Below are 20,526 nucleotides of genomic sequence, written 5' to 3'. Positions count from 1 at the left end.
AAGATCGATCGTCGTGTAAGGGAAGAACTCCGTGGAGAAGGGCATGACATATCTGCGTTGCGGCCTGCTCGGCACGATGCTGTTGCTGGCGGGCGTAGGGCATGCGCAGAATCGGTCACCCGCCTCGACCGACCCGGCGAAACCGGACAAGGCCAAGCTTTCCTACGCGATCGGTTACCAGATCGGCAGTCAGTTCGCGGACGGCAAACCGGCGGTGGAAATCCCCGTGCTGGTACGTGCCATCCAGGATGCCTACGCCAAGCGCCATCCGACTGTATCGATGCAGGACATGCACCAGCAGTTGCAGCGTCTGGATCAGCAGATGCAGGCCGATGCGCTGGCCCGGTTCAGGCACATCGCTGCGGTGAACGCGCGCAAGAGCGCGGCCTACATGGCACGCAACCGCCAGCAGCCGGGCGTGGTGCAGTTGCCGTCAGGGATCCAGTACGCGGTGTTGAGCAGTGGCAACGGCAGCAGTCCGACGGTGACCAGCGTGGTCACCGTGAACTACCGCGGCATGTTGATCGACGGCACCGAATTCGACAGCACCTGGGCACACGGCGCGCCGGTGAGCTTTACCGTCAACAAGGTATTGCCCGGCTGGCAGGATGTGATCCCGCGCATGCACGTGGGCGACCGCTGGAAAGTGGTGATTCCGCCACAATTGGCCTACGGCGAGAACGGCCAGCTGCCGCGTATCGGTCCGAATGAGGCGCTGGTTTTCGAGATCGAGTTGCTCGACAGCAAACCCGGTGCAGCCAGGCCGTGATCCATGCCGGTGGTAGCATGACCCGCCATGTCGAACGTCCCGAGCTCCGTCGAAACCGTGTCGCTGACTCCCTGCATCGGCCTCTGCCGGCTGGACGAGCGCGGCTATTGCACAGGCTGCCAGCGTACCGGTGAAGAGATCGGTCGCTGGCGCACCATGAGCGATGCCGAGCGACTGTACGTGATGCAGGTGATCCTGCCGGGACGTGAGTTGCCGTGATGGATGCGCTGACCGGCGCCTTGCTGCCGCTGTCGACGCCGCCAGCGGCGCCCGGCTGGAACCACGCGGACATGACCGAACTGCTGGGCAACAGCAAACGCCAGCCGGCGGCGGTGCTGGTCGGCTTTCGCGAGGGCATTCAACCGCGCCTGGTGTTGACCGTCCGTACCGACCAGCTGCAGATGCACGCCGGCCAGGTGGCGTTTCCCGGTGGTCGCAGCGATCCGGAAGATGGCGATGCGCTGACCACGGCCTTGCGCGAGAGCGAGGAGGAGATCGGCCTCGACCGCGCACTGGTGACGCCACTGGGCTACCTGGATTGCTTCGAGACGATCAGCGGCTTCTGCATCACGCCGGTGGTGGCGAAGATTGCCGCCACGGCCCGGTTGTATCCGGCACCTGGGGAGGTCGCCGAGGTGTTCGAGGTGCCGCTGGCCTTCCTGCTGGAGCCGGCCAACCTGCGCCGCTACACCATGGAGTTTCGTGGTCACCAACGGCCGATGGTGGAATTCGTCCATGGCGGCCATCGCATCTGGGGCGCCACCGCCGCGATGCTGTTCAACTTGTTGCAGAGGATGGAACGCAAATGACGCTCAAGACCACCTTGATCGACGTGGCGGAACTGGCCGCATGGCCGCCGCATGATGTACTCATCGTCGATTGCCGCGTCGACCTGGCCGACGCGGCCAAAGGCGGGCGCAGCTATCTGGACGGCCATATCCCCGGAGCCGTATTTGCCAGCCTCGACCACGACCTGTCCGATCTGTCGCGCCAGGCCGAAGGTCTCGGCCGGCATCCATTGCCATTGGAAGAATCGTTCAATGCACTGCTGTCACGCTGGGGTTGGCGGGCGGGCATGCAGGTAGTGAGTTACGACGCGGCTGGCGGTGCGCTGGCTGCGGCGCGCCTGTGGTGGCTGCTGCGGCTGGTCGGCGTGCGTGAAGCGGCGGTTCTGGATGGCGGGTACGCCGCGTGGCAGGCGGCTGGCCTGCCGATCGAGTGCGGCGAGCCCGCCCCGCGAGAGGGCAGCAAGGTATCGTTGCACTACGACGCCAGCCAGATGGTGATCGATCATGCGGCGGTACGCGATGGCGCGGCCGGCCAGTTGCTGGACGCACGGGCTGCTGTGCGTTACCGGGGTGACGTCGAGCCGCTGGATCGGGTCGGTGGGCATGTGCCCGGTGCGTTGAACCGTCCATTCGCCGACAACCTCGACGGCGATGGCCGTTTCAAGCCGTCGGCGCAATTGCGCGAAGAGTTCGGTGCGGTGCTGGCTTCGACCGCGCCGTCGGATGTGGTGCACATGTGCGGTTCCGGCGTCACCGCCTGCCACAACCTGCTGGCGATGGAGCATGCCGGGTTGCACGGTTCGCGGCTCTACGCGCCCTCGTGGAGCGGCTGGGTCAGCGATCCGTCGCGGCCGGTGGCGAAAGGTTGACCCGACTCTCGCAGGAGCCCGCTGGCGGGCGATGCTCTTTCTTCGGGTGTGGGTGTCCCAGAGCAGAAGCATCGCCCGCCAGCGGTCCCCTGCGTCATGCTCGTTTCATTTCTTGTCCTTGAGCCGCGCTACCAACTGCTGCAGCACCATCTGCGTCTGCGGGTGGAAGAACTCTTCGACGAAAGCATCCAGCGGCAGCGCGTCCAGATCGGCGTAGGCAGCGGCGAGGTCCGCGCGGGCCAGTGTGCGGGTCGCCAGCATCGCGTGCGACGGCAACGCGAGCAGTTCGCCCAGCCAGTGCCGTGCTCGCGTGGTGACTTGATCGACGCCGGTGAGTTCGTCGACAAAGCCGCAAGCCAGCGCGTCTGCCGCCTCGATCATGGCGCCTGAAACCAGCAGCCGTTCGGCCCGGTAGGTGCCCACCACGCGACGCAATGCCAGCTGGATCGCCTCGGGCACGATCAGCCCCACTTGTACCTCGTTGAGGCCGATCCGGTACGGGCCTTCGGCCATCACCCGGTAGTCGCAGAACAGTGCCAGTACCGCGCCTCCTGCCGGACTGTGGCCGGTAACGGCCGCCACCAGCGGAATGGGTGCGCGGGCCAGGGTGCCGCACAATGCGAAGAGTTCGCGCCAATATTCACGCACACCATCGCGGTCACGCGCCAGCAGGGCGGGGACATCGACGCCCGCCGAAAAAAGCCCTTGGGCGCCGGACAGCACGATGCCGCGTACCCCATCGCGCACGCTGTCGTCGATGGCAGAGCGCAGCGCGCCCACGAGCTCCAGGTTCAACGCATTGACCGGCGGGCGGGCCAGCTGGATCTCGCGGATACCGTGGTCATGATCGGTGATGTTGAGCATTCGGATTCCAGTGCGGCGGTTCACGGTTGGGGGCTGTCTTCGGCGGTCCAGCTGTAGCGCACCGCATAGTCGAGCAGGACCTTGCCGTTGGCCGGCACCTCGACGCGGAACTCCAGCGTGTCTGGCGTTTGCCGACTCGGTTTGCTGCTGGATGACACCAGCGTCCACTGCCGCCAGCGCGAGGGATGTTCGCGTACGGTCACCGTACGTGCGCTGTCGCCGGCATTGCTGAGGTTGATGCGGAACGCCTCGTCCATGGTGCGGCCAGCCTTGTCCGCGCTGAACGCCGTGCGGGTCCGCTCTGCGCGCAAATCGAACGCCGTGCCCAGGGTGATGGTGGCGTCGCTGCCCTTGGGGGTGTCGTTGATGCGGCCCTCGCCAATGAACTGCGGTGTGCCCTGGCGATCGGCGGTGAGCACGCGCAGGAAGCCGGCCGGCAGGCTGTCGAACGCCTTCAGCTTCAGCGTGCTGACGATGGCGTCGCTGCCGCCCTGGTTGAAGTCACGACTGAGAATCGGCTGCTGCGGCCCGAAGCTGTTGCCGTTCTCGTACAGCGCGGTGCGCTCGCAATCCAGCGTGCGGCTGGCGTACAGCGGCACCTGGCTGACGCTGCCATCGGGCAGGTCGACCGCCGTGGGCAGGGAGTAGCTGCGGTAGTCGCCGACGCTGTCCTGTTGCGGCACGTCGGCGCTCTCGGCCTTGGCACTGTAGCCACGCGCCATCGCCATCATCGGCCGCGGTGCCTGGGCCTTGGCCATGTTCGGTTCGCCGGCAATCAGGGTGAGTTGCGCATCGTGCCAGTCGCGGCCGCTGCGGTTGGCGATGCTTGCGCGCGATTCGAACTGCATGCGGCAAGCCACGCCCGATTGGAGTGTCGCCACATAGGCGGCGCGCCAGCCGAGGCCGGAGGTTGGATAGCTGAGCACGGCCCTGGTCTGGCCTGCGCGCGCCGCATCCACCCGCAAGTTCAGGCTGGAACCGGTCGGGAACTCCGTGCCGTTCGTGCGCACGGCGGCATAATGGCTGACCAGGGTAGTGCTGCCGCTGTTGTCGCGTACCAGCAGGCCGTCACCCGCTCGCAGGAGGGTGCCGCCGGCCAGCAGTTGGCCGCCACTGCCGAGTACCTCCACGGCATGGCCGGCCAATCCGGCAAGGGCTGCGCTCGCGCCCTGCGCCAGCAATAGCCGTTGCGAAACCACGCGGGCATCGCCACTGGGGAATCCCAGCGCCAATGCCTCGGAATCGAGGAACCCGGGCAAGTCGCCGATCACTACGTCGTGCGTGCCTGCCGCAAGCGTCAATGTTCGCTGTTCGCGCACCACGGCATAACCGTCGTCGACACTGCCGCCGCTGTTGCTGGCATACAGCGCCGCGTTGTCGCTGCGGTACAGGGTAATTCTGGTGTCGTTGGCGGCATGGGCCGGGGAGATGCCAGCCAAGGTGGCCGCACAGGCGACAGCAAGGGCAAGGGCGGTGCGATGTGGCGTCGTCATCGGGCATTCCGTCGTGGGGGAACGCCATCATAGCGATGGCGCGCGCATGCCGTACGTCGATTGCGTCATCGGTTCCAACCGCAGGCAGTTACCGCCGGGGCTCGCCGTGGCTGGCGCGGCCTGCGGCCGCCACCCGGATCGATTCCGGCAACGGCACGGGTTTGCCGGTGGCCGGGTTCATCCAGACCATCACGACGTGGCCATCGCTGTACAGCCGGCTTGCGTCGGCGGCATCGACGATGCGATGGGCGATCGTCATTGAACTGGTGCCCAGCCGCGCGCAGCGCAATTCGATGTTCAGCGAGGCGGGCCATTCGATCGGCCGCCGGTAGTGCAGTTCACTGGCGGCGAGAACCGGCATGGATTCCGCGCTGAACCAGTCGCGCACATGCTGCAACCACTGCAGCCGCGCCTCTTCCAGATAGGTGAGGAAGTTGGCGTTGTTGACGTGGTTGAAGGCATCCAGGTCGCGCCAGCGTACGCCGAGCGAGCCAACGAACAACGGTGACTCGGCGGGACCTGGCGATGCTGCGCCGGCATCGGGGGTCGCGCGTGCGTCGGCCGGGCTGATTTCGTTCATGACGATTTCTTCTTCTTTCCACGCATCGGCTTGTACTTGTCCGCCGAGGCGATGTGTTTGGTGGCGGCCTTGATGCGTTTCGCCGCAGCGGTCTTCTTGGGCAGGACCGGCTTCAGGTGCGGCGCCAGGAAGCGACCGGTATGTGAGTCGGCGCTGGCCGCCACGGTTTCGGGGGTGCCGGCGACCAGAATGCGGCCACCGCCGCCGCCGCCCTCGGGGCCGAGATCGACGACCCAGTCGGCGGTCTTGATCACGTCGAGGTTGTGCTCGATCACCACCACGGTGTTGCCCTGGTCGACCAGCTGGTGCAGCACGTCGAGCAATTGCTCGATGTCATGGAAGTGCAGGCCGGTGGTCGGTTCGTCGAGGATGTACAAGGTACGGCCGGTGTCGCGCTTGGACAGCTCTTTCGACAGCTTCACGCGCTGCGCCTCGCCGCCGGAGAGCGTGGTCGCGCTCTGGCCGAGCTTGATGTAGTCGAGGCCAACGGCGCGCAGCGTATCGAGCTTGCGGGCGATCGAGGGCAGGTTCTCGAACAGTTTCAGCGCATCCTCCACCGTCATGTCGAGCACGTCGGCGATGGTGTGGCCCTTGTACAGGATCTCCAGCGTCTCGCGGTTGTAGCGCTTGCCGTGGCAGACGTCGCAGGGCACGTAGACGTCGGGCAGGAAGTGCATCTCCACCTTGATCATGCCGTCGCCCTCGCACGCCTCGCAGCGGCCGCCGCGCACGTTGAAACTGAACCTGCCCGGCGTGTAGCCGCGCGCACGTGCTTCGGGCACCTGCGCGAACATCTCGCGCAGCGGCGTGAACAGGCCGGTGTAGGTGGCGGGGTTGGAGCGCGGCGTGCGGCCGATCGGCGACTGGTCGATGTCGACCACCTTGTCGAACAGCCCCATGCCATCGACGGACTTGTACGGCGCCGACTGCGTGCCGGCACCGTTGAGTTCGGCCGCGGCCAGGCGGAACAGGGTGTCGTTGACCAGGGTCGACTTGCCCGAGCCGGACACGCCGGTGACGCAGGTGAACAGGCCGGCCGGGATGGCCAGGTCGACGTGCTTCAGGTTGTTGCCGCTGGCGCCTTTCAGGTGCAGCCAGGAATCGTCGTCGATCGGCTGGCGGCGTTCCTTCGGCACTTCGATCGCGCGCTCGCCGGAGAGGAACTGGCCGGTGACCGAGCGCGGCGAATCGAGCATGTCCTGCACGCTGCCCTGCGCCACGATCTCGCCACCGTGCACGCCGGCGCCGGGGCCGATGTCGAGCACGTGGTCGGCCATGCGGATGGCGTCCTCGTCGTGCTCGACCACGATCACCGTGTTGCCGAGGTCGCGCAGGCGGGTTAGCGTGCCGAGCAGGCGCTCGTTGTCGCGCTGGTGCAGGCCGATCGAGGGTTCGTCCAGCACGTACATCACGCCGACCAGGCCGGCGCCGATCTGCGAGGCGAGGCGGATGCGCTGCGCCTCGCCGCCTGAGAGCGAGTCGGCCTGGCGGTCCAGGGTGAGGTAGTTCAGGCCCACGTCGTTGAGGAAGGTCAGCCGCTCGCGGATCTCCTTGACGATTTTCACGGCAATTTCGCCGCGCCAGCCAGTGAGCTTCAGTTCTTCGAAGAACTGAAGCGCATCGTCGATCGAACGATGCGTGAGCGACGGCAACGCATGGTCGGCGACGAACACGTTGCGCGCCGATCGGTTGAGCCGCTGGCCGGCGCACTCGGGGCACGGCTTGTCGCTGATGTACTTGGCCAGTTCCTCGCGCACGGCAGCGGATTCGGTTTCCCTGTAGCGTCGTTCCAGGTTCGGCAGGATCCCCTCGAACACGTGCTCGCGGGTGACCTTGCCGCCGCGTTCGGTGATGTAGCGGAAGGCGATCCTGTCCTTGCCGCTGCCATGCAGGATGGCCTTCTGGACGTCCATCGGAAGTTTCTGCCACGGCGTGTCGACGTCGAAACCATAATGCGCCGCCAGCGACAGGATCATCTGGAAATAGTACGCGTTGCGCCGATCCCAGCCTCGTACCGCGCCTGCCGACAGCGGCAATTCGGGATGACTCACCACGCGTGCCGCGTCGAACACCTGGGTCACGCCGAGCCCATCGCATGACGGGCAGGCACCGACCGGCGAGTTGAACGAGAACAGCCGCGGTTCGAGTTCCGGTAGCGAGTAATCGCAGACCGGGCAGGAGTAGCGTGACGAGAGCAACTGCTCGGTGGCGTCCGGCGAATCCATGTTCACCACGATCACCAGGCCGTCCCCCAGTCGAAGCGCGGTCTCGAACGACTCGGCCAGGCGCTGCTTGATGTCATCGCGCGGACGGAAACGATCGATCACCGCTTCGATGGTGTGCTTCTGCCGAAGCGTCAAAGGCGGTACGGCATCGAGGTCGTAGACGGCGCCGTCGACGCGGGCGCGCACGAAACCCTGGGCGCGCAACTGTTCGAACACCTGCATGTGTTCGCCCTTGCGCTCGCGGATCACCGGCGCCAGCAGCATGTAGCGCTGACCGGGATCCAGCGCCAGGGTGGCGTCCACCATCTGGCTCACCGTCTGCGCTTCCAGTGGGGTGCCGTGGTCAGGACAGCGCGGCGTGCCGACGCGGGCATACAGCAGGCGCAGGTAGTCGTACACCTCGGTGATCGTGCCGACGGTGGAGCGCGGGTTGTGCGACGTGGATTTCTGTTCGATCGAGATCGCCGGCGACAGGCCTTCGATGTGGTCGACGTCAGGCTTTTCCATGATCGACAGGAACTGCCGCGCGTACGCCGACAGCGACTCGACGTAGCGTCGCTGGCCTTCGGCATAGATCGTGTCGAACGCCAGCGACGACTTGCCGGAGCCGGACAGGCCGGTGATCACGATCAATTTGTCGCGGGGGAGGTCGAGGTCGATGTTCTTGAGATTGTGCGTGCGTGCGCCGCGGATGCGTATGGTGTCCATTGCGCCGGGATATGGGGGGGGACCTTTACTATACCAAGGCGTTTCGACAGTTCATCGGGCACATTGGCCATGCGGCCGGTTCCCGTTGCGGCGGAGGCCACCCGGACGAGGGACGGCCACAGGGGTTCTTGTCGGGTGCCGGCGGGGCGATGGAGCTCGTCGTTCGTGACGGCCATGATGCGTGGATGTGGTCAGTATTTGACCAGTGCCACGGAGGATCGTTATAATCCGCGGTTCGTCAGCCCCTGTTCGGGGCATGGCGATACCCAAGAGAATAACGACAGAAGGGCATTCCCATGAGTTACGCAGTCATCAAGACCGGTGGCAAGCAGTACCGTGTGCAGCAGGGTGACGTGCTGCGCGTGGAACTGTTGACCGCCGAAGAAGGCGCCACCATCAGCTTCGATCAGGTGTTGCTGGTCGGTACGGGCGAGTCGATCACCGTCGGCGCGCCGATCGTGGACGGCGCCACCGTCAGCGCCACCGTCCGCAAGCACGGCCGGGCCGACAAGATCCGCATCATCAAATTCCGCCGCCGCAAGCATTACAAGCGTCAGCAGGGTCACCGGCAGCATTTCACCGAAATCGAGATCACGGGCATCAACGCCTGAGCAACTGGAGCATTGAGTCATGGCACATAAAAAAGGCGTAGGTTCCAGCCGCAACGGTCGCGATTCGAACCCGAAATACCTCGGCGTCAAGATCTACGGTGGCCAGGCCATCGAAGCCGGCAACATCATCGTGCGCCAGCGCGGCACCCAGTTCCATCCGGGTACCGGCGTCGGCCTGGGTCGCGATCACACGCTGTTCGCGCTGATCGACGGCAAGGTCGAGTTCAAGATTCGCGGCGACAAGAACCGCCGTTTCGTCGACGTCGTCCCGGCGTAAGCTTTCAACGACGCGACAACGAAGGCCCCGCTTCGGCGGGGTTTTTGTTTTTGAAGCGGGGAACAGGGAACGCATGCTTCCCGGTACTCTGTGACCGCTGACTTTCCCCGTTCCCCGTTCCCGGACCATCCAATGAAATTCGTCGACGAAGCAAACATCAAAGTCCAAGCCGGTGACGGTGGCAATGGCTGCATCAGCTTCCGGCGCGAGAAGTTCATCCCGTTCGGCGGCCCTGACGGCGGCGACGGCGGCTACGGCGGTTCGGTCTGGCTGGTAGCGGACGAAGGTCTCAACACTCTGGTCGATTTCCGCCACCAGCGCAGCTTCAAGGCGCGCCGGGGCGAGAACGGCATGGGTAGCCAGATGTACGGCAAGGGTGGTGAGGACACCATTATCCGCGTGCCGGTCGGCACCATGATCACCAACGTCGACACCGACGAGGTGATTGGCGACCTCACTGGCCACGGCCAGCGCATGCTGGTGGCGCAGGGCGGCAAGGGCGGGTTGGGCAACATCCATTTCAAGACGTCGGTGAATCGCGCGCCGCGCAAGGCCACGCCGGGTACACCGGGCGAGGCACGCGAGCTGAAACTCGAACTGCGGCTGCTGGCCGACGTCGGCCTGCTGGGGTTTCCCAATGCGGGCAAGTCCACCTTCATCCGGGCGGTGTCCGCGGCGACGCCGCGGGTGGCGGATTACCCGTTCACCACGCTGGTTCCGAACCTGGGTGTGGTCAGCCTCGGTGTCGACCAGAGTTTCGTGATTGCCGATATTCCCGGCCTCATCGAGGGAGCTTCCGAGGGTGCCGGCCTGGGCATCCAGTTCCTGCGCCATGTGGCCCGCACGAGCCTGCTGCTGCATCTGGTCGACATTGCGCCGATCGACGGTACAGACGTGGCCGCGCAGGTTCGCGCGATTGAACTGGAACTTGAGAAGTTCAATCCGGAACTGCTCGATCGTCCGCGCTGGCTGGTGTTGAACAAGGCCGACATGCTGGCCGAGGACGAGCGCAAGGCCGTGGCGGAAAAGATCATCGCCGAATTGAACTGGACCCAGCCTTGGTTCCTGGTCTCGGCGATCGCCCGCGAAAACACCATGGCCGTATGTCAGCAGGTGCAGCGCTTCTTCGAGCTGCAGCGCGAGGCCAGCGTGGGGCGCACGGACATGCTGCCGAATGACGTGCGCTTGCGCGGGCTCGACCCCCAGGCCTGAGCGGTTCCGGAGCTCCGGTCGAGTTTCGGCGCTTGGCCGCGACATGCGGGAAGAGCCGCGGCTTCGTTGGAGGTTCGGCGTGGTCGGCGTGCGGAGGTGATCGAGGTTGCTGAATGGAGTCAACACGGGGCGAAGCGACTGGCGGCATCGTGGTTGTCAATGCAAATAAGAATGATTATCATGTATGGCGCCCATCGATAGAGACTGCCGCCATGCAACGGTTATTCATCATCCTCAGCTTGCTGTTGCTCAACGGCATCGCCCTGGCCGACGAGCTGCCGCAGTACACCCTGGTAATCCGTAACCACATCTACCAGCCAGCCGAGCTGAAGGTTCCCGCGGATGCCAAGTTCAAGTTGATCATCGAAAACCAGGACGCGAGTCCGGAAGAGTTCGAGAGCACCGAATTCAGCCGCGAGAAGATCGTGCTTCCCAAGAGTACCGTCAGCATTTTTGTAGGCCCGCTCAAGCCGGGTAGCTACCGGTTTTTCGGCGACTTCCACCAGGACACGGCCCAGGGCCGTCTGATCGCGGAGTAGCCCTATGCCTGGCGTAGCGCTGCTGGTCTTTCGAGAGGTGATGGAAGCGGCCCTGATCGTATCCATCGTGTGCGCAGCCACCCGTGGCGTGGCGCGACGCGGTTTGTACGTTGTCGGCGGCATCGGGTTGGGGCTGCTGGGCGCAATGTTGGTCGCGCTGGGCGCCGGGGTCATTGCAAATCTGGCCAGCGGGTCGGGGCAGGAACTCCTCAATGCGGGTGTGCTGCTGGCCGCCGTCCTGATGATCGGTTGGCATGTAGTGTGGATGTCGCGCCATGCGCGGGAGCTCGCACAGCACATGGGCGCGGTAGGTCAGGCGGTCAAGGCCGGTTCAAGCTCGCTTACCCTGCTGCTGGCGGTGGTGGCGCTGGCCGTGCTGCGCGAAGGTTCCGAGGTCGTGCTGTTCCTGTATTCAATGGCGATGGGCGGCATCGGCGTAGCCGGGCTGGCCGGCGGCATCGCGTTTGGCGTCGGAGGCGGCGCACTGTTGGGCTTTGCGCTGTACTTCGGGTTGCTGCGCATTCCGATGAAGCACTTTTTTGGCGTGACCAACCTGATGATGGTGCTGCTTGCGGCGGGCCTAGCCTCCAGTGCCGCGCGATTCCTGCTGCAAGCGAACCGGTTGCCGGCGTGGGGCGAGCAGCTGTGGGATACCTCGTGGCTGCTCTCCAACGGGTCTCTGGCCGGGAAGACGCTGGGTACCCTGGTTGGTTACGACGCCTCGCCGGCGGGCATTCAGCTGGTGTTCTATGCGGGAACCCTGCTGAGCCTGCTGATTGGCATGCGTTGGGCAGGAAGACACGCCTCGCCGCCAGCGCGGTCGCTCGCGCCGCTCGGCATGCAGCAACCCCAGCACTGATCGAGCAGCCTTTCGCCGATCCGCTTTCGCGCTGCCGCGACGCCGCGCCGCGCGCCGGATCCGACCCGAACACACGCGTCTCACATTCAGAGAAAGCTTTCGCATGACCTTCTACCTTCGCATCAACAAGGCCGGTGTGCCGAGCTGGTTTGTTCCCCGTGCCGGTTTCCGATTGATGGTCGGCATGGCCCTGCTGGCAGGTTCCGCACGCGCACGCGCCGACGACTTCATCGTCTATTCGCCGCACGTGATTGCTTCCCAGACCGAGATCGAACTGCGCGGCTACAGCTTCAACGACAGCCGATCGGATTTCGACGGGCAGCGGGCGGCCGAGCTGTCCGTGGCACATGCCTTCACCGACTGGTGGAAGCCCGAGCTGTATCTTGCCGAATACGAAAAGGAACCGGGCGCGCGCGGACATCTGGTGGGCTACGAGTTCGAAAACACCTTCCAGTTCACGCAGCCAGGTCAGTACTGGGCGGATGTCGGACTGCTCGCCTCCTACGGCCGCCCGAGGGATGGCGGTCCCGGCGAGCTCGAGCTCGGGCCGCTGATCGAGAAGACCGCGGGCCGCTTCGATCACCGCGTCAACCTGATATGGGAAAGGGAGATCGGCGCCGGCGCATCGTCCAGAACCGAGTTTCGCTACAGCTATGCCGGCACCTACGCAGTCTCTTCCGGCTTCCGTCCAGGCGTCGAAGCCTATGGTCGCCCGGACGACCATGCCTACCAGGCCGGACCGGTGGTGACCGGTGAGTGGCATCTGCCGGGAACCCAGGGCAATCTGGAGTACCGCGTGGGTCTGCTGCTGGGAATCAATGCCGCGGCGCCGCGGCATACCTGGCTGGCGCAGTTGGAGTACGAGTTCTTCTAAGCACCAGGTCAGCGAGGCTACATCCGAAACACGCCATAGCGCTGCGGTTCGATTGGCGCGTTCATCGAGGCGGAGATCGCCAGCCCCAGTACGCGGCGGGTGTCGACTGGATCGATGATGCCGTCGTCCCACAGCCGCGCGCTGGCGTAATACGGGTGGCCCTGGCTTTCGTACTGGTCGCGGATAGGCGCCTTGAACGCTTCTTCGTCGTCGGCCGACCACGCGCCGCCGCGCGCCTCGATGCCCTCGCGCTTGACCGTGGCGAGCACCGCGGCGGCCTGTTCACCGCCCATCACCGAGATCCTTGCGTTCGGCCACATCCACAGGAAACGCGCGCCGTACGCGCGACCACACATCGCATAGTTGCCGGCACCGAAGCTGCCGCCGATCACCACGGTGAACTTGGGCACATGCGAGCAGGCCACTGCGGTGACCATCTTGGCGCCGTCTTTGGCAATGCCGGCCTGCTCGTACTTCTTGCCGACCATGAAGCCGGTGATGTTCTGCAGGAACACCAGCGGCACGTTGCGCTGATTGCACAGTTCGATGAAGTGCGAGCCCTTGAGTGCGCTCTCGGCGAACAGGATGCCGTTGTTGGCGACGATGCCCACCGGGTAACCGTGGATGTGCGCGAAGCCGCACACCAGCGTCTTGCCGTAGCGCGCCTTGAACTCGTGGAACTCCGAGCCGTCGACGATGCGCGCGATCACTTCGCGGATGTCGAACGGACGGCGGGTGTCCTGCGGGATCACGCCGTACAGTTCCTCGGCCGGGTACTTCGGTTCCATCGGCGCGCGCAGCGCCAGCGGCATCTCCTTCTTTCGATTGAGATGCCCGACGATGTCGCGGGCGATCGCGAGCGCATGCGCGTCATTCTCGGCGTAATGATCGGCCACCCCTGAGATCGACGTGTGCACGTCCGCGCCACCCAGCGTCTCGGCGTCCACCACCTCGCCAGTGGCCGCCTTCACCAGCGGCGGCCCGCCGAGGAAGATGGTGCCCTGTCCACGCACGATGATGGTCTCGTCGCTCATCGCCGGCACGTAGGCGCCGCCGGCGGTGCAACTGCCCATCACCACCGCGATCTGCGGGATGTTGAGCGAGGACATGCGCGCCTGGTTGTAGAAGATCCGGCCGAAGTGCTCCTTGTCCGGAAACACCTCGTCCTGCAGAGGCAGGAAGGCGCCGCCGGAATCGACCAGGTAGACGCAGGGCAGATGGTTCTCCAGCGCGACCTCCTGTGCGCGAAGGTGCTTCTTCACAGTGATCGGAAAGTAGGTGCCGCCCTTGACCGTGGCGTCGTTGGCAACCACCACCACCTCGATGCCGTCGACGCGGCCGATGCCGGTGATCAGGCCTGCTGCCGGTGCAGCATCGTCATACATGCCATGTGCGGCCAGCGGCGACAGCTCGAGAAACGGCGAGCCAGGATCGAGCAGCGCGCGGATGCGTTCACGCGGCAGCAACTTGCCGCGCGCCACATGCTTGTCGCGTGCCTTGGCGCCGCCGCCTTCGGCGTTGCGCATCAGCTCGCGCTGCAGATCGCCGACCACCGCGCGCAACTGCGCGCTGCTGGCCTGGAACTCGGGAGAACGAGGATCGATCTGCGATGCAATGACGCTCATGAAGTCGCACTCACGGATATGGGGCCGTTATCGCGGCCAATTCCGGCGATGATAGCGGGCGTCGGTCAACGACGAAAATCTTCGGGTTGCGTAGACAAAAAAACGGCCGCACAGGGCGGCCGTTTTTTCTGGAAACCAGCGAGGGATCAATGATCCTTCGCGGCGTCCTTTGCCTTGTCGGCAGCGTCTTTCGCGTTGCCAGCGGCCTCTTTTGCAGCATCAGCAGCCTTGTCGGCAGCATTGGCAGCATTGGCGGCGGCGTCCTTGGACATGGACATCGCATCCTTGGAGGTGCTTGTTGCCGGAGCCATCGAGGAAGCCGCAGCGGCAGCCTGCTGGGCCTGGTCGGAGGCCTGACCAGCTGCGTCAGCAGCCGTCTTCGCCTGATCAGCAGCCTGCTCGGTTGCCGTGGTCGGAGCCTGGGCCGCAGCCTGCTGAGCCGTATCGGCAGCTTGCTGAGCGGTGTCGGCCGACTTCTGGGCGTCCTGCGCGGAATCCTGCGCGCCGTTGCTGCATGCCGCCAACAGCGCGACGAGCGCGGCGGCGAGTAGGGTACGCGTAAACTTCATGGTGGATCTCCTTTGCCGTGGAATGCCGTTTGGCCGTGTATTAATAACGCTTTCGCGGAAATTGCGCCAGATCTTTGTGCCCCTGCCGCATTACCGGACGAAAATGATTTAACCAGCCGTCATGTGAAAGCTACGAAAGGGCGATCACTCGCTGATGGTGGTCAGTCGATGCGCTCCACTGCAATGGCGGTGGCCTCGCCGCCTCCGATGCAGAGTGCGGCGATACCGCGCTTGAGCCCGCGGGTTTTCAGGGCATTCAGCAGGGTCACCACCAGCCGGGCACCGCTGGCACCGATCGGGTGACCCAGGGCGCAGGCGCCGCCATTGACGTTGAGTTTGTCGTGGGGAATGCCGAGTTCCTTCATCGGCGTCATCGCGACCACCGCGAAGGCCTCGTTGATTTCGAACAGGTCGACTTCATCGACTTTCCAGCCGGCCTTGTCGAGTACTTTCCGGATTGCGCCGACGGGTGCCGTGGTGAACCACTCCGGCTCCTGCGAATGGGTGGCGTGCGCCACGATGCGCGCCAGCGGCTTCAGGCCGCGCTTGTTCGCGTCATCGGCAGACAACAGCACCAAGGCGGCGGCACCGTCGGAAATGCTCGACGAACTGGCTGCGGTGATCGTGCCATTCTCCTTGCGGAACGCGGGCTTCAGGGCAGGGATCTTGGCGATGTCGGAACGACCGGGCTGCTCGTCGCTATCGACCTGCACGTCGCCCTTGCGGCCGCTCACGGTGACCGCAACGATCTCGCCTGCGAATGCGCCGTTCTGCTGCGCAGCCTGCGCGCGTTTGACCGATTCGATCGCGAAGGCATCCTGCGCCTCGCGCGTGAAATGGTATTTGTCCGCGCACAACTCGCCGAACACGCCCATCGACTTGCCGTCGTACGGATTGGTCAGCCCGTCCCATGCCATGTGGTCAACCAGCTGGCCGTCGCCGTAACGAATGCCGGTGCGCGCCTGCACCATGTGCGGCGCGTTGGTCATCGATTCCATGCCGCCGGCCACTACCACCGTGGCGGAACCGGCCTTGATCAGATCATGGCCCAGCATGATCGCCTTCATGCCTGAGCCGCACACCTTGTTGATGGTGGTGCAGCCGGTACTGGCCGGCAGGTCGGCACCCAGCGAGGCCTGCCGCGCCGGCGCCTGGCCCAGGTTGGCCGGCAACACGCAGCCCATGATCACCTCGCTGACGTCGGCTGGCGCAATGCCAGACTGGTCCAGCGCGGCGCGAATGGCGGTGGCGCCGAGTTTTGGCGTGGGCACACCGGTGAACTGGCCGAGGAAGGAACCGATGGCCGTGCGCTTGGCACCGACGATGACGACGCTGACATCCGACATGGATAACTCCGCTTGCGAGACTTGAGGGGCGCGAACGCCTGACAGATAGCCCGCCAATTATCGCAGCCCGCCGCAAAACTCGGCAAACGGGCGCAAGTCCTTGCGGCGCGAGGATTTGCGCCCGCTTCATTCGATTTCCGTTGTGCCAAGATGAGTGACTGGGGCGTGTCATGGCGTACCGCGTACGTCGTTGATGCCGAGGCAGATGTCATGACAGGGGTGGATGATGAAGACGCGTGAGTCGGAGTGGCGGCATCGTGATCTGGCATGGTTGATTGCGATGGCGCTGAGCCTCAGCGCCTGCGGGGGCGGTGGCGGCAATGTCAGGCCGACACCGGCAGCGCCGCCTCCGACAGCGCCGAGCAATCAGCCTCCGTTGGACGCCCAGCTTTCCCTCACCCGTGCGAACGGGGCGCTTGGCCTGGGCTATACCGGCGCCGGCGTGACCATCGGCGTGGTCGACAGCGGCATCATGCGCAGCAACCCGACGCTTGCCGGACGCGTCAAGCAGGAGTTGATCTACGTCGACACGACCACCAACAACACGTCGATCGACGATGTGGTTGGCCATGGCACCTGGGTTTCGGAGATTGCCGCAGGCCGGCCGTTCGACAAGTTTCCCGGTGGCATCGCGCCCGACGCCAATCTGGTATCCGCGCGCATCATCAACGACGTCGAACCGAAGGACGACGGCTCGGGTCAAGGCAATGCGGTAACCGCCGCCGACGCCGACTTCTTCGCGCAGACCCTCAATCCGGCGCTGATCAACGCCGGCGTGCAGGTAATGAACAATTCCTGGGGAGGCATTTACTGGGACACCACCAACGCCTCGATCAATCAGGCCTTCGCCCAGGCTTACGAGCCGTTCGTCGTGCAGCATGGCGGTCTGGTGGTGTTCGCCGCCGGCAACGATTCCAAGGGCAACCCCAGCGACATCGCGGCATTGCCCAGCCTGGCACCGCAACTGGGGGTCGGCTGGCTGGTGGCGGCAGCCGTCGACAGCAACCATCCGACCCAGCTCGCGAGCTACTCGAACGCCTGCGGCAAGGCGATGAATTACTGCCTCGCGGCGCCGGGTGACGTGGTCGTCCTCGACAAGAACGCCACCACGACCGGCAGCCAGACTTACTGGGTCGTCAGCGGCACCTCGTTCGCGGCACCCGAAGTCTCCGGCGCGGCCGCACTGGTGTGGCAGGCCTACCCGTACTTCAGCAACGACCTGGTGCGGCAGACCCTGCTCGGCACCGCGCGTGACCTTGGCGCGCCCGGCCCCGACACCACGTTCGGCTACGGCATGCTGGACGCGTTCAAGGCGGTCAATGGGCCAGCCAGGTTCGACTGGGGCGATGTCACGGTGAACTTCAGTGGCATCTCGAGCTGGAACAACGCGATCTCCGGTGTCGGCGGCCTGATCAAGCAGGGGCCGGGCAGGCTCAACCTCAACGTCAGCGACAACTATACCGGCCGCACCCAGGTGCAGGACGGCACGCTTGCCGTGTTCGCGTTGAGCAGCCCCGTCGATATTGGCGCACAGGGCACACTGATGTCCGCCGATACGCCGCAGAATCCCGTTGGCTTCACGGTTTACAACAACGTGACCAACGCCGGCGTGCTGACGGTTAGCCAAGGCAATGTCAATGTAACCGGCAACTACGTGCAGCAAGGCAACGGGCGCATGGCGGTGTCGCTGGGGTCGCAGCTATACGTGAACGGCACGGCCACGCTGTCCGGCGGTGACCTTTATGTGTTCGGCGCCAATTCCAATTACACCCTGAACTCGCACACGACTGTGCTGGCAGCCGCTGGCGGCCTCACGGGTACCTTTTCGGCCCTGGACACGGCGCCCAGCGTGGCGCTGACCGCATCGCTGAACTACGACGCCAACAACGCGTGGCTCGACGTGGCGCAGGTGAACCTCGGCCAGATCAAGGGTTTGCCATACACCGCCGCCAGCTACGGCGCCGCACAGCGCACGCAGAGCGCGTTCGAACAAGTCAACAGCCAGCTGCAGGCGCAGGGCGCCGCCAGCGGCACAGCAGCCAGCGCAGGCTTCATCGCCGGCGCCGCGAGCCTGCAGCGCGCCGTTTCCACCGAGGTCATGCAACGCTCGCTGGAAAGCCTCTCCGGGCAACTGCACGCCGCCAGCGCTGCGATGACGTTCGAGGCGATCGATGCGGGCACGCGCGCGTTGTCCGACCGCTTCGACCGCCTGCTCGACACGCCGAAAGCCGGTGGCTGGACGCAGAACCTGGGTTATCACGGTGGCATGTCGCGCGGCGGTTACGGCAACGTCGGGTACGACCTCAGCGGCTCGCTGGTCGGCGAGGACTATCGCGTTGGCGGCAACGGCATCGCCGGCTACGCACTGGGTCAGAGCCAGGGCCTGGGCCGATTGATCGAAAGTGCGGACCAGGGCCGCAGTCATGCGCTGGAGGGCATGTTGTACGGCGGCGTGATCCGTGGCTCGTGGTACACGATGGGCCGCTTCGGCGTCGGCAGTTATCGCGAGACCATGCGGCGCCAACTCGAACTCGGCAATCAGTTCACTGGCGTGGCCAGCGACGTCAACGGTCGTTACGGCGTGGCTTATGGCGAAAGCGGTTACCGGCTGGCGTTGGGCCACACACAGGTCACGCCCTACGTGAACCTGCAATACGCACAGATCCGGCGCGATGGTTTCAACGAGTCGGGTGCGTACGGCTTCGGGCTCAAATCGGCCGCGCAGGGCACGTCGCGCTGGCAGGCTGGCGCCGGCTTGCGCGCCAGCCACGATTGGTCGCTCGCGCGCGGTGGAAGCCTCAGCCTGCAGGCGCGCATGTTGTGGCAGCAGTCGTTCGGCCTGCGTGGCGAGGTACTTGACGCCAGCTTCAGCGGGATCAACCAGTTCGCCCCGGTGGGCGGCATTGGCGTGTCGCGTTACGGTGGCATGTTCGGCACCACGCTGGACTGGCGCATGACATCGCGCGCCAGCCTGCAGCTTGGTTACGACCGTTACCTGGGCCAGCGCCAGCAGGCGCAGCTGGCCACGGCGAATTTTCGCTGGGCGTGGTGACCGCTTTGCAGCCCGTTCCGTAGCGCGGGCATTGCCCGCCCTACGGGATTTCAGGCCTTGCCGTGGAACAGCTCGCGGCCGATCAGCATGCGGCGGATCTCGTTGGTACCGGCACCGATCTCGTAGAGCTTGGCGTCGCGCAGCAGGCGGCCGGCCGGGAACTCGTTGATGTAGCCGTTGCCGCCGAGCGACTGGATCGCCTCCAGCGCCACCTTTACCGCGTTCGTCGATGCATTGAGCAGGCAGGCGGCCGGGTCGATGCGCGACTTCACGCCGTTGTCGAACTGCTGCGCCACCATATAGGCAAACCCGCGTGAACTCTGCAGCGCGGTGTACATGTCGGCGACTTTCGCCTGCATGATTTCGAAGGTGCCGATCGGCGCGTTGAACTGCTTGCGCTCGCGCACGTACGGCATGGTGATGTCCATCGCCGCCTGCATCAGGCCGATCGGACCGCCGGACAGCACCAGCCGTTCGGTATCCAGCCCGTTCATCAGCACGCGCACGCCTTCGTTGACCTCGCCGACGATGTTCTCGGCCGGGATCTCGCAGTTGTCGAACACCAGCTCGCAGGTGTTCGAGCCGCGCATGCCGAGCTTGTCCAGCTTCTGCGCGGTGCTGAAACCCTTCATGCCCTTCTCGACGATGAAGGCGGTCATGCAGCGGCTGCCGGCGGTACGCGGCGCGGTGCGCATGTAGACCAGCAGCACGTCGGCGTCGGGGCCGTTGGTGATCCACATCTTGCTGCCGTTGGCGACCCACGCGTCGCCGCGCAACTCTGCCTTGCAGCTCATCGAGCCGACCACGTCGGAGCCGGCGCCCGGTTCGCTCATCGCCAGCGCGCCGACGTACTCGCCCGAGCACAGCTTCGGGATGTACTTGCGTCGCTGCGCCTCGTTGCCGTTGTGGTAGATGTTGTTGAGGCACAGGTTGGAGTGCGCGCCGTAGGACAGGCCGACCGAGCCGGACGCGCGCGAGATTTCCTCCATCGCCACCATGTGCGCCAGGAAACCCAGGCCGCTGCCGCCGTAGGCCTCCGGCACGGTCACGCCGAGCAGGCCCATCTCGCCGAACTTGCGCCACAGGTCGGCGGGAAACAGGTTGTCGCGGTCGATGCGGTCGGCGCGCGGGGCGATTTCCTTTTCCGCGAACGCATGCACGGACTCGCGCAGCAGGTCGATATCTTCACCGAGCGGAAACGGGCGCATCGCGAACTCCTGGGTGTTCAGAACCGCGATTTTAGCCTACGCGGTGCCGGCCTGCCGG

General features: G+C 65.2%; 17 protein-coding genes and 1 pseudogene. 10 read left to right on the top strand and 8 right to left on the bottom strand.

What is annotated here, in order from left to right; translation table 11 throughout:
- Positions 1-43: 43 nt before the first annotated feature.
- The 3 genes and pseudogenes from ACFPME_RS02685 to ACFPME_RS02675 all read left to right on the top strand — a co-directional run bounded on the left by ACFPME_RS02685 (position 44) and on the right by ACFPME_RS02675 (position 2,426).
- Complete coding sequence (locus tag ACFPME_RS02685) at positions 44-769, top strand: FKBP-type peptidyl-prolyl cis-trans isomerase (RefSeq protein ID WP_377301757.1); 726 nt, start codon at positions 44-46, stop codon at positions 767-769.
- Positions 770-796: 27 nt separating this feature from the next.
- Positions 797-1,578 (top strand): annotated as a pseudogene (locus tag ACFPME_RS02680) (NUDIX hydrolase).
- Positions 1,575-2,426 (top strand): sulfurtransferase, encoded by an 852-nt coding sequence (locus ACFPME_RS02675; protein WP_377301755.1) that lies wholly within the window; start codon positions 1,575-1,577, stop codon positions 2,424-2,426. Before ACFPME_RS02680 ends, ACFPME_RS02675 begins: the two are co-directional and overlap by 4 nt.
- Before the next feature lie 105 nt (positions 2,427-2,531).
- On the opposite strand, the gene ACFPME_RS02670 is transcribed toward ACFPME_RS02675, so the two are convergent.
- From ACFPME_RS02670 to uvrA, 4 genes are all read right to left on the bottom strand, one after another.
- Entirely contained in the window at positions 2,532-3,290 is a 759-nt protein-coding gene (locus ACFPME_RS02670; RefSeq protein WP_377301753.1) for an enoyl-CoA hydratase/isomerase family protein, read from the bottom strand.
- A 20-nt stretch (positions 3,291-3,310) separates the two neighbouring features.
- A complete protein-coding gene (locus ACFPME_RS02665; RefSeq protein ID WP_377301751.1) occupies positions 3,311-4,783 on the bottom strand; it encodes a DUF4139 domain-containing protein in 1,473 nt (490 codons plus the stop codon).
- 88 nt (positions 4,784-4,871) lie between these two features.
- A complete protein-coding gene (locus ACFPME_RS02660) occupies positions 4,872-5,363 on the bottom strand; it encodes an acyl-CoA thioesterase (RefSeq protein ID WP_377301749.1) in 492 nt (163 codons plus the stop codon).
- Positions 5,360-8,296 (bottom strand): excinuclease ABC subunit UvrA, encoded by a 2,937-nt coding sequence (gene uvrA, locus ACFPME_RS02655; RefSeq protein ID WP_377301747.1) that lies wholly within the window; start codon positions 8,294-8,296, stop codon positions 5,360-5,362. Before uvrA ends, ACFPME_RS02660 begins: the two co-directional genes overlap by 4 nt.
- A gap of 296 nt (positions 8,297-8,592) precedes the next feature.
- On the opposite strand from uvrA, the gene rplU reads away from it, so the two are divergent.
- From rplU to ACFPME_RS02625, 6 genes are all read left to right on the top strand, one after another.
- Positions 8,593-8,907: a 50S ribosomal protein L21 gene (rplU, locus tag ACFPME_RS02650; RefSeq protein ID WP_113725463.1), complete on the top strand. Its 315-nt coding sequence runs from the start codon at positions 8,593-8,595 to the stop codon at positions 8,905-8,907.
- Between the two features lie 19 nt (positions 8,908-8,926).
- Positions 8,927-9,184 carry a 50S ribosomal protein L27 gene (gene rpmA, locus ACFPME_RS02645; protein ID WP_377301745.1) on the top strand — a complete coding sequence of 86 codons (258 nt, stop codon included), beginning with the start codon at positions 8,927-8,929 and terminating at the stop codon, positions 9,182-9,184.
- 132 nt (positions 9,185-9,316) lie between these two features.
- Positions 9,317-10,396, top strand: coding sequence for an Obg family GTPase CgtA (gene cgtA, locus ACFPME_RS02640; protein ID WP_377301742.1), 1,080 nt, complete (start codon positions 9,317-9,319; stop codon positions 10,394-10,396).
- A gap of 212 nt (positions 10,397-10,608) precedes the next feature.
- Positions 10,609-10,935: a cupredoxin domain-containing protein gene (locus tag ACFPME_RS02635; protein WP_377301740.1), complete on the top strand. Its 327-nt coding sequence runs from the start codon at positions 10,609-10,611 to the stop codon at positions 10,933-10,935.
- 4 nt (positions 10,936-10,939) lie between these two features.
- Entirely contained in the window at positions 10,940-11,794 is an 855-nt protein-coding gene (locus ACFPME_RS02630) for an FTR1 family iron permease (protein ID WP_377301738.1), read from the top strand.
- 103 nt (positions 11,795-11,897) lie between these two features.
- Positions 11,898-12,668 carry a hypothetical protein gene (locus tag ACFPME_RS02625; RefSeq protein WP_377301736.1) on the top strand — a complete coding sequence of 257 codons (771 nt, stop codon included), beginning with the start codon at positions 11,898-11,900 and terminating at the stop codon, positions 12,666-12,668.
- Between the two features lie 17 nt (positions 12,669-12,685).
- Here the strand turns inward: ACFPME_RS02625 and ACFPME_RS02620 are convergent, their stop codons facing one another.
- The 3 genes from ACFPME_RS02620 to ACFPME_RS02610 all read right to left on the bottom strand — a co-directional run bounded on the left by ACFPME_RS02620 (position 12,686) and on the right by ACFPME_RS02610 (position 16,208).
- Positions 12,686-14,293 carry a carboxyl transferase domain-containing protein gene (locus tag ACFPME_RS02620; RefSeq protein ID WP_377301734.1) on the bottom strand — a complete coding sequence of 536 codons (1,608 nt, stop codon included), beginning with the start codon at positions 14,291-14,293 and terminating at the stop codon, positions 12,686-12,688.
- Between the two features lie 146 nt (positions 14,294-14,439).
- Entirely contained in the window at positions 14,440-14,862 is a 423-nt protein-coding gene (locus tag ACFPME_RS02615) for a hypothetical protein (RefSeq protein ID WP_377301732.1), read from the bottom strand.
- A 161-nt stretch (positions 14,863-15,023) separates the two neighbouring features.
- A complete protein-coding gene (locus ACFPME_RS02610; RefSeq protein ID WP_377301730.1) occupies positions 15,024-16,208 on the bottom strand; it encodes an acetyl-CoA C-acyltransferase in 1,185 nt (394 codons plus the stop codon).
- 226 nt (positions 16,209-16,434) lie between these two features.
- On the opposite strand from ACFPME_RS02610, the gene ACFPME_RS02605 reads away from it, so the two are divergent.
- Positions 16,435-19,260, top strand: coding sequence for a S8 family serine peptidase (locus ACFPME_RS02605; protein ID WP_377302821.1), 2,826 nt, complete (start codon positions 16,435-16,437; stop codon positions 19,258-19,260).
- A gap of 50 nt (positions 19,261-19,310) precedes the next feature.
- On the opposite strand, the gene ACFPME_RS02600 is transcribed toward ACFPME_RS02605, so the two are convergent.
- Positions 19,311-20,468: an isovaleryl-CoA dehydrogenase gene (locus ACFPME_RS02600; RefSeq protein ID WP_377301728.1), complete on the bottom strand. Its 1,158-nt coding sequence runs from the start codon at positions 20,466-20,468 to the stop codon at positions 19,311-19,313.
- Between the last annotated feature and the right edge of the window lie 58 nt (positions 20,469-20,526).

This window comes from Rhodanobacter umsongensis, from assembly GCF_042654965.1.
GTDB lineage: Bacteria > Pseudomonadota > Gammaproteobacteria > Xanthomonadales > Rhodanobacteraceae > Rhodanobacter > Rhodanobacter umsongensis.
The sequence above is the reverse complement of the archived record's forward strand: the minus strand, read 5'-3'. Positions and strand labels throughout refer to the sequence as shown.

Coding starts and splice junctions, on each gene's coding strand:
- ACFPME_RS02685 (WP_377301757.1), top strand. CDS start 44: ATGACATATCTGCGTTGCGGCCTGCTCGGCACGATGCTGTTGCTGGCG.
- ACFPME_RS02675 (WP_377301755.1), top strand. CDS start 1,575: ATGACGCTCAAGACCACCTTGATCGACGTGGCGGAACTGGCCGCATGG.
- ACFPME_RS02670 (WP_377301753.1), bottom strand. CDS start 3,290: ATGCTCAACATCACCGATCATGACCACGGTATCCGCGAGATCCAGCTG.
- ACFPME_RS02665 (WP_377301751.1), bottom strand. CDS start 4,783: ATGACGACGCCACATCGCACCGCCCTTGCCCTTGCTGTCGCCTGTGCG.
- ACFPME_RS02660 (WP_377301749.1), bottom strand. CDS start 5,363: ATGAACGAAATCAGCCCGGCCGACGCACGCGCGACCCCCGATGCCGGC.
- uvrA (WP_377301747.1), bottom strand. CDS start 8,296: ATGGACACCATACGCATCCGCGGCGCACGCACGCACAATCTCAAGAAC.
- rplU (WP_113725463.1), top strand. CDS start 8,593: ATGAGTTACGCAGTCATCAAGACCGGTGGCAAGCAGTACCGTGTGCAG.
- rpmA (WP_377301745.1), top strand. CDS start 8,927: ATGGCACATAAAAAAGGCGTAGGTTCCAGCCGCAACGGTCGCGATTCG.
- cgtA (WP_377301742.1), top strand. CDS start 9,317: ATGAAATTCGTCGACGAAGCAAACATCAAAGTCCAAGCCGGTGACGGT.
- ACFPME_RS02635 (WP_377301740.1), top strand. CDS start 10,609: ATGCAACGGTTATTCATCATCCTCAGCTTGCTGTTGCTCAACGGCATC.
- ACFPME_RS02630 (WP_377301738.1), top strand. CDS start 10,940: ATGCCTGGCGTAGCGCTGCTGGTCTTTCGAGAGGTGATGGAAGCGGCC.
- ACFPME_RS02625 (WP_377301736.1), top strand. CDS start 11,898: ATGACCTTCTACCTTCGCATCAACAAGGCCGGTGTGCCGAGCTGGTTT.
- ACFPME_RS02620 (WP_377301734.1), bottom strand. CDS start 14,293: ATGAGCGTCATTGCATCGCAGATCGATCCTCGTTCTCCCGAGTTCCAG.
- ACFPME_RS02615 (WP_377301732.1), bottom strand. CDS start 14,862: ATGAAGTTTACGCGTACCCTACTCGCCGCCGCGCTCGTCGCGCTGTTG.
- ACFPME_RS02610 (WP_377301730.1), bottom strand. CDS start 16,208: ATGTCGGATGTCAGCGTCGTCATCGTCGGTGCCAAGCGCACGGCCATC.
- ACFPME_RS02605 (WP_377302821.1), top strand. CDS start 16,435: ATGAAGACGCGTGAGTCGGAGTGGCGGCATCGTGATCTGGCATGGTTG.
- ACFPME_RS02600 (WP_377301728.1), bottom strand. CDS start 20,468: ATGCGCCCGTTTCCGCTCGGTGAAGATATCGACCTGCTGCGCGAGTCC.